The following is a 13,746-nucleotide window of genomic DNA, read 5'->3' on the forward strand; positions in this document are numbered from 1 at the left end:
AAGGGAGAATACAACTATGACTAACTTAGTAAAAACAAATGATTTTAACGAAATTTTAACAGGACGTCGTTCAATTCGTAAGTACGACCCAACAGTAAAAATTAGCAAAGAAGAAATGACAGAAATTCTTACGGAAGCAACACTTGCACCATCTTCAGTAAACATGCAACCATGGAGATTCGTAGTAATTGAAAGTGACGAAGCAAAAGCAACACTTGCGCCACTTGCGAAATTCAATCAATCTCAAGTAGAAACATCTTCAGCAATGATCGCTGTGTTTGGTGACTTAAACAACTTTGATAACGCAGAAGAAATTTACGGTTCAGCAGTAGAGCGCGGTTTAATGCCAGCAGAAGTAAAAGAAGATCAAATGAAAAAACTTTCTGGTTACTTTTCAATGGTTACACCAGAAGTAATGAAAGATACAGTACTAATTGACGGTGGTCTTGTAGCAATGCAATTTATGCTAGCAGCTCGTGCTCACGGTTATGACACTTGTCCAATTGGCGGATTTGAAAAAGACCAAATCGCAGAAGCTTTCGGATTAGATAAAGAACGTCACGTACCAGTAATGTTAATTTCAATCGGAAAAGCAGCTGACAGTGGTTATCAATCAGTACGTCTTCCAGTTGAAAAAGTTGCTGAGTGGAAGTAATTTTATAAAAGAACTTCAATAAGTGAAAGATGAGAGGGGAAGCACCATGATTATAATTCACGCAATATTTCAAGTAAATCCAGCAAAACAACAATCATTTTTAGAAGAAATTCAGCCACTCATTCACGGTTCAAGAGAAGAAAGTGGAAATGTATCTTATGACTTATATAAAGATACAGAAAAAGAAAGTGTTTATACGATGGTAGAAGTATGGAAAGATGAAGCGGCAGTTGCGAGTCATAATACGAGTGAACACTTCACATCTTTCGTTAGTAAAGCAACACAATTTTTAACTGCTCCGCTTGATATAAAAGCTTATAATGGAGAGTTAGTGAAATAATAAGGTAGAAAAAGATGACTTTAGCGTATAGCTGAGGTCATCTTTTTTGTATAAGTAGAACCTACTTCCGACACAGTTATGTTGAAAGATAAGTGTTATTCTTACCTTTAGTAACGGTGATTAATTATGTGTTAAATTCGAACATTCGGTTTATTATAATATTTTTCGGTGGTATAATTCCCTTGTAAATAAATGGTAGAGAGGAGTAAGTGATGGGAGAATTTCAGAGTAAGTTGCATACGGCAACGCAACTTGCAACAAAAATGAGAAATGCTTCAGATAGAATGCAGAGTGCTACTAGTCGTTCTATAAATAAGGCAACGCGTACTACACTATCTGTGAACTTCAAAGCACAAGAAGCAAATCAGCAAAATTTACACATCACGAAACAATTTTGCGCTGCTTTTCAACAGACGATTGATAATATCCATTCTGTAGCAAATGAATTTGAGAAAATGGATACCGGACTTCAAAAGACTTTTCAATAATGTAACGGCCTACGTAAAGGGGAAAAGGTAGGGAGAAAAGATGAGTCAAGAACTTGAAACGAGAATAAGTCAATGTAATCAAAAATTACGAAGTATATTTGAAGAACAAAATGAAAACCGAATTGCACTGCAAAATCAAGAACAAGCTGAGGCTAGTTTCTATGAATGGAAAAATCGAAGTAATCGTTTATTCAGCAGAATACTAGAAACTTGGCATGGTGACAAAGAAGTATTTCACCTGTTCACGAATATGCGGCAAGAGATCAGGCAGTATGAAAGAAAACTTACATTCGAATTAGAGTACGAAAAAGAGACGTTGCTTAAAGAAAAACGGCATCTCAGTGAGAAAGAAAACGACCTTTCCTATGAACAGCAGCAACTACAAAGGGAGGTCAATACATGAGTTTAAACATGTATTTGGGAGAAGTACAAAGTCAAACTCAAAGTATGAACGCTATATGCAATGCTACGATTCAAAGTATGGAACAAGCCATTCAATCTATTGATGCATTTGCGATAGATACAGTATTACAAGGACAAACATACAGTAGTGCAAAAGCCTACCTTGTCCAAACATTTCGGCCATTAGCGCAAGGAATCATATGCTTATGTGAAGAATTAATTCGCCAAAACGAAGCATTTCCAAATGAGTTCCAAGCAAAAGTTGCTTCAACAGATGTGATCGAACATGAAATAAGACAACAAATACAGGAAATCAATCAATCGATTGCAAGTATAGAAGCAATAGAAGTACTTACACCGATGCCTGGAGTAGGTGCAATTGTAACGGTATTAGGTACAATGAGAAAAAAACTGGAAGAAAAACTAGAGCATTTATATGAATTCAATCATTCATCCAGCAACAACTACAGTACCGCCCTCCAATTAGCAGCTAGCATCACAGCCGGACTCGCTGAAGTGCAAAGCGGGAAAGGATTTAGTCCTGTGAGTGGGACGTTTCATAGTGAAAAGTTAAATATGGAATGGGCAAAGCAAATTCAAATAATTATAGAAGAGAAAATACGGAAATCTGACAATGGTATTGGAAAAAGTGTAGATTTAGAGCACAATGTGTATAACGACATTGAAGGAATAAGCAGCGAGAATCAATCTATCAATAATAGATTTACAAAAGAAGAGATACAAGCGACACAAAAATACCTTGAAGGAATTAAAAATGGTACAATAAAAGGGAATATAGGTGAGGATTTCCAAGTTGAAACCGATGATTATGAAATGGAGCATAACATCTTTGGCCAGCCAGTTGGTGGTAAAAGACCAGTACTCGATCCTTTTTTAATTGGTGTGGCGAAGTTTGGATTCGATTTTCTCTTTGGTGATCTTTTCACACTCTTTGACCCAGAAGCTACCTATGGTGAAAAACTCCTAGCAGTTGGGATGATGACTCCATATGGGAAAGGTGTAAAAATAGTTGATAAACTTCATGATTTAAAAAAGATTGGAGATGTGAAGAAAGCAACGTCTGGGAGTGCGGGGGTTGCTAAGGGTACGGGTAAAGTTTATCCTACAAGGGAAATTGATACAGCAACTGAAGCTCATATAATTGATAGAGTGAAAGAGCTAAGGGGGAAATTAACTAGTGGATATAAAAAGTCTGGGAACTTTGCTTTAGCAGAAGTAGATGTTAAAGGTATTGATAAATCAGAGTTTTTTGCTCAAAGTAGCATAAATGAACTAAATGGTACGTTAGAGGAAAGGATAGCGGATATTTCATTAAAGCCTAATAACCCAACTTTTAAAGCTTCAAAAGCAGCAGATAAGAATGGAATTGAGTACCCAAGAGATTCTGATACTGAGTATAAAATTCTAAATGATATAGCTAACAGACTTGGAAATAATACTGAGGCAAAAGGTAAAATAAAGTTATTTACAGAACTAGATACTTGCGATAGTTGTAGTAGGGTAATAGCAGAATTTGCTAAAAAATATAAAAATATAGAACTAGAGGTTATCCATAATAACGGAAACAGATTAAAACCATAGTCTATAGGAGGAATATAAATGGAAGATTGGGAGTATAATGAATTAATTGAGGCTGTTAAAGAAATGTATGATAATATGTTAAATGAAAATAGAGGATATAAATATGCTACTGCAAGAACATTTTATGAGTTCGAAACCGTCTGCAATGAGGGTGAAACAGAAAATTTATTAGTTCACTTAGCCATTGGAGAGATAGTAGTGACACATCCAAAAGTTTTTGTGGGTGTGGTTGATATCATAAAAAAAGAACTAGGAAGCATTGATAGGAATGGATTAGAGAATGAATTGTTATCAGAAGAGGTTGAGGATCTGTTGACCAGAATAAATAATGTCAATCATAAACTTAATAACGTAATATTGGACTATGATCCTAATGCTGATAATTATGATAATACGTCAAGATAATAGACACAGATTCCTACCGGCTTTCGTTTGGTGGTCTTCATAAAAAAGTTTAAATAAAGAATAATATGTATCCTTTGTAGAGGTCATCTTGAAAAAAATTATGCAACATCAAGAAGATGATTTCTGTATTCGGGTATTTCCCCTTATAGTAGACAGCTGAAAGAAGGTTACTGTACTGTTTATTATGGAGGGGATTTTTTATGTCTTTAGATAAAGTTCTATTGCAGGATGTGAGGGAGTAAAAAGATTTAGAGAGAAGGTAGGATTAAAGCCATACTCAATAGATTCAGGTGATACAGTTGCAAGTATTACTGTAGGCAATAAGACTTATTTTGGTGTAAATTCAACTATTACCAAAGAGTCACATAAAGAAACTAGAGAGCTGCGGAAAAGTGGTTAAGAGAAGTAGAGTGGGTGCCGCCCAAAAAGGATAATCCAAAACATTTGAGACATGCAGAGTTATATTTTTTAATAAGAGCATTTGAAAAACATGGATTTTTAAATAACTAATATTTATGAATAACTTTAAAGCTTTTTTGCTCTAAGTAATACTCATGTTTAAATTATAGTTTATAAAAGTAAACAAATTAGTTTGCTTATAATGATTTTTAAAATATTACAACCTATGATACTAGATTTATAGCTATGTACAAGAGCAAAAAAGTTTGTAGTACAAAAATTAAAAATATGAACGCATATAAGACAAGTGAACTCAAAAAAACAGGCTTTAAAAAAGTAAGGACTCATGATGGTTGTACCGTCATGGAGTACTGTGTGCAATGATAGAATAGAAAACAAAGTACGAGCTTAGGCGAGATGACATTTTACGGGGCGATAAATATAAACACATGGAGTGTATATTAAACTAACAAACTCGTACAAACTCGTAAGTTTTAACATAGTATTTGTCATGATGTACAAAAGGTGTCATACTGTTACTACAAAACTTACAAATTTATGCTACTTAAAAACATATGAACTTAAAGCACTTGATTGTCAACTAAAGGCAACAAGTGCTTTTTTTCGTTTTAGCGTAGAAATAAGTTGGTACACGTATAATTTTATAAATGTATTAAGTGTTAAATTTAATAGACTGTAATGGCTTTGTACAGTGTATGATGATAGTAGAGGGAAAACTAAAGGGTTGTATTATGTTTTGAAGTCATCGTAAAGTACGTTTTAACGGATGGACGTTATGAACACGTTATCCGCAAAAAACGGGTAAACGTTACAGGGACTAAAATTACTGTAACGGGAGGGAATTTATGATGGGAAAGAAAGTAGTTGGTTACATACGAGTTTCAACGGAAGGACAAGTACGTGATGGGTATAGTTTAGCGTATCAAGTAGAAGAGATTGAACGTTACTGTAACGAAAATAATTTAGAACTACTTCGTGTGTATGAAGATAGAGGATTAAGCGGAGCGACTGTTGATGAAAATGGATTAACAGTTGAACGTGAAGGCTTACAAGAACTATTGTCAGATATGGCATATCAACAAGTGAAGCACGTGATTGTACTCAATACATCTCGGTTATGGCGCTCTGATATGGCAAAAGTGTTAATACAACGAGAGCTAAAGAAATACAAGGTAGATGTGAAAGCAATTGAACAACCCAATTACAGTATATACACACATGACCCAAATGATTTTTTAGTAAATGGCATGTTAGAGCTATTAGACCAATATCAACGTCTCGAGATTGCATTGAAGCTAAGTAGAGGCAGAAAGAAAAAAGCGGAACAAGGTGGATATGCAGGTGGTGGTGTACTGTTTGGCTACAAGGCAACAAAAGGACAAAAGGTGTTAGAAGTAGATGGTGAGAAAGCAGTAGTTGTACGTAGACTATTTGAATTACGACACTTTTTTAAACATTGGTCACTTACGCAATTGGCAGAACAATTGAATGTGGAAGGCTACTGCACAGCGAAAGGTAAACAATTTACGAAAGTACAAGTGAAACGCATGTTAGATAGAGAGAATTTTTATCGTGGCATGTATGAATACGGGGAAATACAAACAAATGGAAAACATGCAGCAATTATTTTATAAACTCACTTAAAAAATTAGCTCATTTTACTATACATACTACTAGAGTTATGAAAATGGATAGGCTTGCGTACCTATGCGCATCGGAAGATGAACGCTCGAACTAAGGTTGCCGATATTTTTATATATGACTAAATCATTGAATAGAGGGATGAGTTATGCATAATAGGCAGAATTATTTGTATGTAGGAGTAGATTTACATAAGCAGCATCATACGGCTGTTATGATTAATTGCTGGCAAGAGAAACTAGGAGAAATACAATTTGAGAATAAACCATCTGCATTTTCGAAGTTTTTATTAGAAGTAGAGACATATATGAGTGAGGGTTTATCAGTTGTATTTGGTTTAGAAGATGTTGGTGGTTACGGAAGAGCGTTAGCGAAATATTTAGTAGATCATGAACGAGTTGTGAAAGAAGTAAATCCAGCTTTATCATTTTTAGAACGAAAAAGCCAAGTGATAATACAAAAAAATGATAGTTGGGATGCGGAATGTGTAGCACGCATACTGGTAAACAAATTTAATCAATTGCCAGATGCAAAGCCAAACGATTTATTTTGGTCGATACAACAGCTGGTTTCGAGAAGAAATGCATTAGTAAAAGCACAAAGTGCATTAAAGAACCAACTACATATTCAATTGAACCACCATTATCCAAGTTATAAAAAGTTTTTCTCAGAATTAGATGGGAAAACAGCATTAGCGTTTTGGGAGAAATATTCGTCACCGTCTTGTTTAGAGGGTGTTAGTGTAAAAAAATTAACGACTTTTTTATTAGATGTTAGCAACAATACATGTTCAGTAAAGAAAGCAAGCGACATATTAAAACTTGTAAAAGAAGATGGACAAACAATGAAAGAGTATCAAGAAACACGAGACTTTTTAGTAGGAAGTATTGTACGGGATATTGAGTTTAAAAAGAAAGAAATGAAATACATCGAGAGAGAATTAAAACAGCTAGTAAATCTACTAGATTATCAATTAGAAACGATGCCGGGAATAGAACTTGTGACGGCATCAGCATTAATAGCTGAGATAGGAGATATAAGACGATTTCTAAATGCCAATAAATTAGCAAGATTTGCGGGGATTGCGCCTGTTTACTTTGGTTCTGGTGGAAAAGGTAAGACACATAAAAGCAAACAAGGAAACAGGGCGCTACACGCTCTATTTTATAATTTAGCAGTACAGCAAGTGCAAGTAGCAAAAGGAAGTAAGATGCCACGAAATCCAGTGTTTCATGCATACTATCAAAAGAAGCTTAAAGAAGGAAAAACAAAAGGACAAGCATTGGTATGTATTATGAGAAGGCTTGTAAACATTGTATATGGCATGATGAAATATAAAACAGCTTATGAATTGCCGATAGTGGAAGAAAAAGAAGTAGTTTAATAAGGGTTTACATGGTTAGCTTTTTTATTGTGAGAGTTTAAGATTACAACATAGGTACGGGTGATCTAGGAATATCTAAAATAACTCAAAATTCGCCTAAAAATGTTATTTTTGGTGAATTGGATAACCTGGATCGACCAACTGGAGTAACAGCTACAATTACACAGGACATGATTGGTACTGGTAGTAAAGCTAGCCAATCAATTAAACCTCCTGGTTTCTTAGGTGGTGGACCAGGGAGTCCAGGTCATGCCCGAGGGCATTTATTAGGTAACCAGTTAGGTGGCTCTGGAAAAGATGCTCGGAATTTAGTCACACTTTATCAAACACCTGTAAATTCACCTATTATGAGAGATTTTGAGAGTTCTGTCCGAGCAGCTGTTGAAAAAGGTGAAGTTGTAAGATACCAATCAATTCCGATATATGAGGGCAATAATTTAATGCCTAAAGGTGTTACGTTAAAAGCAAGGGGAACAAATGATTTTTCTTTAGATGTTACAATAATAAATAAAAAATAGGAGTCGATTTATTTGGATAAGTTAATTAAAATACTCCCTCCTCCAGAATTTCCACAAAAAACTGGGGATAAAGAACAATGGGGAGAATTTTTCGGCGCTCTTGGTACGGAATTGCCTACAGACTATGTAAAATTTATTGAAATTTATGGCACAGGCGGTATTGACAATTTTTTGTGGATATTAACACCTTTTGTAAACGATGAAAATGTAAATTATCTTGGTAGGCAGAAGGAAATGAAAGATTCATATATTCAATCTAAGAAAAATTTTCCGCAATATTACAAACATGATGTTTACCCTTCAAGTGGGGGGATACTTCCATGGGCATACACTGATAATGGTGATGAATTGTACTGGTTAACAGATGGAAAACCTGATGAATGGAAAATTGTAGTATACGAATCGAGATCACCAGAGAATTATACTTACTCACTTACGATGGTAGAATTTTTATATCAAATAATAATGAAAGAATTAATATGCAATGCATTTCCTGATGATTTTCCAAGTGATGAAACTACATTTGTTTCAGTAAATGTTGAGTAGTTATTTAACCTTGATTGGCTATGTGCCTTTCAAGGTTTTTTAGTAAACTAAAAGGTTTTATTCTTTGAGAAATTTCACGTGTGAATCAAAAAAATATGATAGTAAATTGATATTCAAATATAGCGACAAACCTTACAGGAAAATAGTTATCTGTTAAAAGAAATCACAATTCATAAGTGTTGATTTCTTTTTATGGATTTGAATAACAAATATTATATCTCTCCTTGGATCAAGGCAAATAGCTACCACAATATTAGGCGATAAGGCACTAAATAAAAATAGGCCATATCGCAAAAGGAGCAAAAGCATCAAGTGGAGTAAGTACAATTGCTAATGCAGTAACACTAGCAAAAGAATTGAAGCCAATGCTTGAAATGTTACAATCATTTAAGAGGGATGCGTCCTATGCATTCTCTAGTGTTGGTGGAACTATTGTAACCAAAATACCTCAAGGTGAATTGATAGAAGCTTATTATAAGTTTGCGAAGTCAAAAGATGGTGCTAAGGGTACGGGTGATACTAGATTTACTTATAAGAATAATCCTATGGATAATCCAAAGGTGGCAAAAGATATACATGAAAATCCCGATGCAGTTTATGGGTTTTCTCCAAATCCAAAATCGGAGAGTATAGGTGGATTTGCTGATGCACTAGACTGGACAAATCCAGAACAAGTGGCTCAGGCAACTGTAAGAAGGCAGAGTTATCATGATAAAAATGATAATATTATAGAACTAGTTAATAAAATGAAGAATGAGGGAAATTCAATTGAAGAAATTGCAAGAGCGGTAAATAATCAAAGAAATCAGAATCGATTAAATGATTATATAGATGATCCAAAAGGGCTAGAGCGTGTAATGGCTAGAAATGAGGTTAAATATGGTAATCCACATGGTCCAACGGCAGATTCTTCATTTAATAAGTATGGTTCATGGGAAAAAGTGATCGAAAAGTCAATGAGTGCAAACCCAGGAATGGATGCATGTTGTGGTTTATATGATAAATATTATCATTTATATAGAATCGGGAGTAAGTAATAATTTATTGTATGGTTAAAAATGATAATCTAGTAATTTATACTACTTGGGAAGGTGTGCAAGAATGAATGACACTAAAATAAATATTATTTATGAAGACTTTGATAAAGATAACATAATTATTTTTTTTGAAAAAAAAGGAAGAAACATGTGCCTTACTTTTGGATTATATGAGTTTGAAAATGAGATGGAGTATTGGGATATGCCAACTAAATTAAAAAAATATAATGGAAAAATGGGATTTATTTTTGATAAAAATATTAATAGAATTGATTTAGAAATGGAAGTAGCTCGATTTATAAAACATAATGATTTAAATAAACTAGATTTTTAATGTGTTTTCAGGAGAAAATAAGGTAACTATTCAGCTGCCAAATTGATTTAGTTATTTAATATTTTTATTTATATCCGAAAATAATTATACAAATCGGGATGTCTGTTTGATGAAGCGTAATAGATATGATGTTTTATTTTTAGGGAAAAGAGAATCTGAGATTACAACTCATAGTGATTAGTTGATAAATATAAATACCTGGAATGGGCATAAAACTAACGAACTCGTACAAACTCGTAAGGTTTAACGTAGTAATTGTCATAACATACAAAAGGTGTCATGACAACTACTACAAAACTTACAAATTTAATACTACTTAAAAACATATGAACTTAAAGCACTTGATTGTCTATGAAAGACAACAAGTGCTTTTTATTTTAAGATTACAACATAGGGTACGGGTGAAACTGTAAAAACAAAATTACATGTGAGTGAAAAATCTTTGGATCATGCAAACATTGGTGACTTTACTAGAAACCCTAAAACCGGAGAGATTTCAAAAATGAAGGGTGGTGGGCATGGTCAAGCATGGTTTCCTGAAAATTGGTCTAAGGAAGATATAAGGGAAGCTGGAGAATATGTGACAAATATGCCTGAATACAAGGATATTGCGGATGGTGTAACGATATTTGGCGATTATAATGGCGTTAGGATAGGGATAATCAAAACTAATGGAGAGATAGGAACTATTTTTCCTGATAATATGTTACTACCATAATTTTTACAGGGAGGTTTTAATTAATGTTTGAGGAAAAAGTAAGGATTGTCTTAGGGTCGCGAGCATTACTTGATGATAATGATCCAAGAATTGAGCAGAAATGGGAAGAACTTATAGCCTTACTGAGTGAAAGCGAAAACTTAACTTTGAATTTTTTACAAATATGTACAAAAAAGGAGCTCTTATTATTAAGTGAGGTTTTCGAAGAAGTTGCTTATAATTTGCAAAGTAAAAAGTATATTGAAATACTATACTCGTTAGATCAAAGATATCCAGACCTAAATTTAAAAAAACATATACAAATTGCTGAGAGCTACATGGACTAAAATTAGGTGATTAATATCATTGAATTCCACAACTCATAAGAAAAACAGTGTAGGAGATAAGAAAGTGTATACAGTTGAATTAATCATAATAAGCGGATTTGACTGTAGTTATACTACATTGTTTATTGGTGGATAGTATAAATTAATTTCCTTTTAGCCAATAAAATACAAAGGTGAGATTATTATGAATGTTTTAGAAGGATTTTTGCAGGCAGAAATTAATACACAGGAATGATATGAAGATATAATATCTTTTATAACTTCATATCATATCAGATGTGGTGAATTTGAAGGAAATGAATATATAATAAAAAAATGGATTAAATCAATTTTATTTTATTTCCGGAATATATAGATGCAGATGGTGAAAGAGAAATACACGGAGCGGTATCAGTTTATAGAAACAATTTAATCAAAGAGATTAATGACTGTGCTCAGGTTAAAGGAATACAAGTAATTGATGTAAATTAGTAGTTACTAAGAAATGATTACAGTTCGAAAACGTAGTCTCATTGAAAAGAGTAACCTTCTATAGTAAACTTTCATGAGTGTACCCCATAGGGGGAATTTCCGAATAAAACTATTTAACTAATTAAAAGACAGAAAAAATAATAAGGTGTTTGAAAATATATACTCCATGATGGTTGTACTATCATGGAGTACTGTGTGCAATGATAAAATAGAAAAAGAAGTACGAGCATAAGCGAGATGACATTTTATTGGGCGATGAATATAAACACATGGAATGATACTGAACTAACGAACTCGTAAGTTTTAAGGTAGTGGTTTCCATGGCATGTAAAGGTATCATAATATTGCTACAAAACTTACAAATTTATGCTACTTAAAAACAGATGAACTTAAAGCACTTGTCGCCTATGGGCAACAAGTGCTTTTATTTTAAGATTACGAGGTACGGGTAATGGTTTACCTTCGTATGAAAAGAAGTCCGTACCTATAGGAACATACAAAGAAGTACATGGATTTCCAGTTAAAGTATAGCCGGGTGCTCAAGAGAAACATATTCCTAATACGCCAAATTTCAAACAAGAATTAGCAAATGGAAAAAATAAGAGCATTTTCTATGGTGATAATAAAATAGCACAAGAATTACTTGATAAGTTTGCAGGAAAAGGAACCACTGTTACCAAAAATAAAGAAAGAGTGGACTTTGGTAAACCAATAGGTAAATACTATGACACTGTGACCGGACAATATATAGAGATTAATAGAGGAATGATACATTATGGGAAAGATGGTGCCCATATAGTACCAGCAAAACCATCAGAATAAAATTAAGAAAGAGGATGTCTATGGAAGCAGATTCTTTATTTAAAACATTAACAGAGCATGAAGGGGTAGAAGTTATATTAGAGTGGAGCAGTGGGTTAAGAATTGTAGGTAAAACAGACACATTTTATGAGACAGACAATGGATTAGATGATGATAACCCCGCATACGTAGAATATTATGCAACTGTATTTCAAGTAAATCATATTTTATCTCATCCTGCTAATAGCAAAGGCAGTGTATATAATTGGTTGAAACAAGGAAAAAGTTCATTGGTTGAAATTTCTCTCTTTGATGATCCACCTAGTTCAGTATTTTTAACTGACGGCAAAAGAGTATGGGAAAGAGAAGTATGTAAATAATAGGTGGTATTTAAACTGAGACCTTGATTGGCATATATGCTTTTCAAGGTTTTTCTATGTTTTTAAAACCTGTAAAGGGTGTTCATCAGTGGTACGAAATTGGTTACAAGAAAAAGAGACGGATGAGAGTATGAGTGTACTTAGGATATCTAATAAGAAATCAATGCCGGATTTGTGAAAAAACAATGAGAAGAACTCAGGGGATTATAGAAGTACAAGCTCGCAAACCAAGATGAAACAAATTACTTTGCAAAAACAACAAATGAACTTACAAGAACAGGAAGACAATAGATCATGGCATGAAAAAACAGCTCTTTATGCTCAATCATTTTTGCATGGAGTTATCGTATTTTTTCAAGGTGCTGGTGATGCAGCACTAGAAAACTTTCTTGGACTACAGCCACATGAGGATGATAAATTAGAAAGTAAGACAACTTACCAAGCTGGAATGTTGGCTGGAAATGTTATATCAATAGCCGGTTCCATTGTAGAAATGTTTGAAGCTATTTCGCTCATAGGCGGATCTAATTTCTTAACTATTGTGGCAGAAGTAGGAACTGGTGGGTTAGCATCACCAATTGTTATTCCATTAGATATAGCAGCAACAGCTACTAGGGCTAGTCTTTTTGCACATGGTGGATTTGTATGGGATAAATCGATTCAAAATACTAAGGATACTCTTCAAAAATTCGAGTCTCCATCTCCTCATGGACATGTAAGTAAAGTTAAGGGAACAAGTAATACTACTACGGTTAATGTTAGCAGAAAAGGGGCGTTAAATAAGGCAAAATCTGAGGCCGGTATTCCAAAGGTACAACACCCAGAGAAAATTGAGCGTGTACCAATGCGAACTGCGGATCATGAAGGTGGTCATGTAATTAAAGATAGTAATGGTAAGGTAATTTACACACGAAGGAATATCATTTTACTAATAAATATGGAAAAAAATAATAATTCAGGATCATAGTGCAGGCTACTCTAAAGGTGGACAGGGACCGCATTTCAATGTGAGACCTGCAGATAAACCGCGAACCGGGAAATTTGAAAGCACACAAGAGCATTATCCATTTAATAAATAACATAGAGGTGATTATATGTGGTACATTAATTTAGAAGGAAGTAGATTTATATCAAATTTATATAACGAAGCTCCTTCATTGTCAGATGTACGTATTGTGGCAGTTAAAATTGAAGATGAAGGTAAAAAAATTTCTGTAAATTTTAATATACCTAAATTCGCAGATAACCCTCCAAAAAATGGAAATATTTAAACTATAA

The 13,746-nt window shown here is 33.8% G+C and carries 18 protein-coding genes and 1 pseudogene; all 19 read left to right on the forward strand.

The genetic code is table 11. The annotated features are described in order from the left end of the window. The first annotated feature begins 16 nt into the window (after positions 1–16). The 19 genes and pseudogenes from QCI44_RS12785 (at position 17) to QCI44_RS12875 (ending at position 13,739) form a co-directional block, all read left to right on the forward strand. Positions 17–655, forward strand: a complete 639-nt coding sequence (locus tag QCI44_RS12785; RefSeq protein WP_016134812.1) for a nitroreductase family protein — start codon at positions 17–19, stop codon at positions 653–655. A gap of 46 nt (positions 656–701) precedes the next feature. Next, positions 702–995 carry a putative quinol monooxygenase gene (locus QCI44_RS12790; RefSeq protein WP_098985924.1) on the forward strand — a complete coding sequence of 98 codons (294 nt, stop codon included), beginning with the start codon at positions 702–704 and terminating at the stop codon, positions 993–995. Between the two features lie 212 nt (positions 996–1,207). Next, positions 1,208–1,483, forward strand: a complete 276-nt coding sequence (locus QCI44_RS12795; RefSeq protein WP_098985925.1) for a TIGR04197 family type VII secretion effector — start codon at positions 1,208–1,210, stop codon at positions 1,481–1,483. A 40-nt stretch (positions 1,484–1,523) separates the two neighbouring features. Continuing rightward, positions 1,524–1,886: a DUF3958 family protein gene (locus tag QCI44_RS12800; protein WP_016134809.1), complete on the forward strand. Its 363-nt coding sequence runs from the start codon at positions 1,524–1,526 to the stop codon at positions 1,884–1,886. After that, the gene (locus QCI44_RS12805; protein WP_116349108.1) at positions 1,883–3,487 is read left to right on the forward strand and encodes a deaminase domain-containing protein; all 1,605 of its coding nucleotides are present in this window, start codon (positions 1,883–1,885) and stop codon (positions 3,485–3,487) included. Before QCI44_RS12800 ends, QCI44_RS12805 begins: the two co-directional genes overlap by 4 nt. A gap of 18 nt (positions 3,488–3,505) precedes the next feature. Beyond that, entirely contained in the window at positions 3,506–3,892 is a 387-nt protein-coding gene (locus QCI44_RS12810; RefSeq protein ID WP_098521315.1) for an Imm3 family immunity protein, read from the forward strand. Between the two features lie 1,268 nt (positions 3,893–5,160). Then, positions 5,161–5,946: a recombinase family protein gene (locus QCI44_RS12815; protein WP_088083910.1), complete on the forward strand. Its 786-nt coding sequence runs from the start codon at positions 5,161–5,163 to the stop codon at positions 5,944–5,946. 155 nt (positions 5,947–6,101) lie between these two features. Continuing rightward, complete coding sequence (locus QCI44_RS12820; RefSeq protein WP_346724722.1) at positions 6,102–7,337, forward strand: IS110 family RNA-guided transposase; 1,236 nt, start codon at positions 6,102–6,104, stop codon at positions 7,335–7,337. Positions 7,338–7,456: 119 nt separating this feature from the next. Continuing rightward, the gene (locus QCI44_RS12825; RefSeq protein WP_223261018.1) at positions 7,457–7,855 is read left to right on the forward strand and encodes a DNA/RNA non-specific endonuclease; all 399 of its coding nucleotides are present in this window, start codon (positions 7,457–7,459) and stop codon (positions 7,853–7,855) included. Between the two features lie 12 nt (positions 7,856–7,867). Then, positions 7,868–8,401, forward strand: a complete 534-nt coding sequence (locus tag QCI44_RS12830) for an SMI1/KNR4 family protein (protein ID WP_088083908.1) — start codon at positions 7,868–7,870, stop codon at positions 8,399–8,401. Between the two features lie 365 nt (positions 8,402–8,766). Next, positions 8,767–9,438, forward strand: coding sequence for a hypothetical protein (locus QCI44_RS12835; protein WP_431154555.1), 672 nt, complete (start codon positions 8,767–8,769; stop codon positions 9,436–9,438). Positions 9,439–9,502: 64 nt separating this feature from the next. Further along, positions 9,503–9,772, forward strand: coding sequence for a hypothetical protein (locus QCI44_RS12840; protein WP_001000170.1), 270 nt, complete (start codon positions 9,503–9,505; stop codon positions 9,770–9,772). Between the two features lie 442 nt (positions 9,773–10,214). Beyond that, positions 10,215–10,490: an EndoU domain-containing protein gene (locus QCI44_RS12845; RefSeq protein ID WP_064057051.1), complete on the forward strand. Its 276-nt coding sequence runs from the start codon at positions 10,215–10,217 to the stop codon at positions 10,488–10,490. A gap of 23 nt (positions 10,491–10,513) precedes the next feature. Next, positions 10,514–10,816, forward strand: a complete 303-nt coding sequence (locus QCI44_RS12850; RefSeq protein ID WP_064057052.1) for a hypothetical protein — start codon at positions 10,514–10,516, stop codon at positions 10,814–10,816. A gap of 909 nt (positions 10,817–11,725) precedes the next feature. After that, positions 11,726–12,109: pseudogene (locus QCI44_RS12855) on the forward strand (polymorphic toxin type 50 domain-containing protein); the annotation flags it as partial. A 20-nt stretch (positions 12,110–12,129) separates the two neighbouring features. Then, on the forward strand, positions 12,130–12,468 hold the full coding sequence (locus QCI44_RS12860) for a hypothetical protein (RefSeq protein ID WP_116349107.1): 339 nt from the start codon (positions 12,130–12,132) through the stop codon (positions 12,466–12,468). A gap of 247 nt (positions 12,469–12,715) precedes the next feature. Continuing rightward, positions 12,716–13,435: a hypothetical protein gene (locus QCI44_RS30635; protein ID WP_431154554.1), complete on the forward strand. Its 720-nt coding sequence runs from the start codon at positions 12,716–12,718 to the stop codon at positions 13,433–13,435. Next, a complete protein-coding gene (locus tag QCI44_RS12870) occupies positions 13,422–13,547 on the forward strand; it encodes an HNH/endonuclease VII fold putative polymorphic toxin (RefSeq protein ID WP_223261023.1) in 126 nt (41 codons plus the stop codon). The genes QCI44_RS30635 and QCI44_RS12870 overlap by 14 nt, the downstream gene beginning before the upstream one ends. Before the next feature lie 15 nt (positions 13,548–13,562). After that, a complete protein-coding gene (locus tag QCI44_RS12875) occupies positions 13,563–13,739 on the forward strand; it encodes an Imm50 family immunity protein (protein WP_353811174.1) in 177 nt (58 codons plus the stop codon). Positions 13,740–13,746: the final 7 nt, after the last annotated feature.

It is taken from the genome of Bacillus cereus group sp. RP37 (genome assembly GCF_040459695.1).
In the GTDB taxonomy this organism is placed as follows: domain Bacteria; phylum Bacillota; class Bacilli; order Bacillales; family Bacillaceae_G; genus Bacillus_A.

What these genes read in the sequence shown, in the direction of transcription:
- QCI44_RS12785 (WP_016134812.1), top strand. Translation starts at nt 17, where the DNA reads ATGACTAACTTAGTAAAAACAAATGATTTTAACGAAATTTTAACAGGA.
- QCI44_RS12790 (WP_098985924.1), top strand. Translation starts at nt 702, where the DNA reads ATGATTATAATTCACGCAATATTTCAAGTAAATCCAGCAAAACAACAA.
- QCI44_RS12795 (WP_098985925.1), top strand. Translation starts at nt 1,208, where the DNA reads ATGGGAGAATTTCAGAGTAAGTTGCATACGGCAACGCAACTTGCAACA.
- QCI44_RS12800 (WP_016134809.1), top strand. Translation starts at nt 1,524, where the DNA reads ATGAGTCAAGAACTTGAAACGAGAATAAGTCAATGTAATCAAAAATTA.
- QCI44_RS12805 (WP_116349108.1), top strand. Translation starts at nt 1,883, where the DNA reads ATGAGTTTAAACATGTATTTGGGAGAAGTACAAAGTCAAACTCAAAGT.
- QCI44_RS12810 (WP_098521315.1), top strand. Translation starts at nt 3,506, where the DNA reads ATGGAAGATTGGGAGTATAATGAATTAATTGAGGCTGTTAAAGAAATG.
- QCI44_RS12815 (WP_088083910.1), top strand. Translation starts at nt 5,161, where the DNA reads ATGGGAAAGAAAGTAGTTGGTTACATACGAGTTTCAACGGAAGGACAA.
- QCI44_RS12820 (WP_346724722.1), top strand. Translation starts at nt 6,102, where the DNA reads ATGCATAATAGGCAGAATTATTTGTATGTAGGAGTAGATTTACATAAG.
- QCI44_RS12835 (WP_431154555.1), top strand. Translation starts at nt 8,767, where the DNA reads ATGCTTGAAATGTTACAATCATTTAAGAGGGATGCGTCCTATGCATTC.
- QCI44_RS12840 (WP_001000170.1), top strand. Translation starts at nt 9,503, where the DNA reads ATGAATGACACTAAAATAAATATTATTTATGAAGACTTTGATAAAGAT.
- QCI44_RS12850 (WP_064057052.1), top strand. Translation starts at nt 10,514, where the DNA reads ATGTTTGAGGAAAAAGTAAGGATTGTCTTAGGGTCGCGAGCATTACTT.
- QCI44_RS12860 (WP_116349107.1), top strand. Translation starts at nt 12,130, where the DNA reads ATGGAAGCAGATTCTTTATTTAAAACATTAACAGAGCATGAAGGGGTA.
- QCI44_RS12875 (WP_353811174.1), top strand. Translation starts at nt 13,563, where the DNA reads ATGTGGTACATTAATTTAGAAGGAAGTAGATTTATATCAAATTTATAT.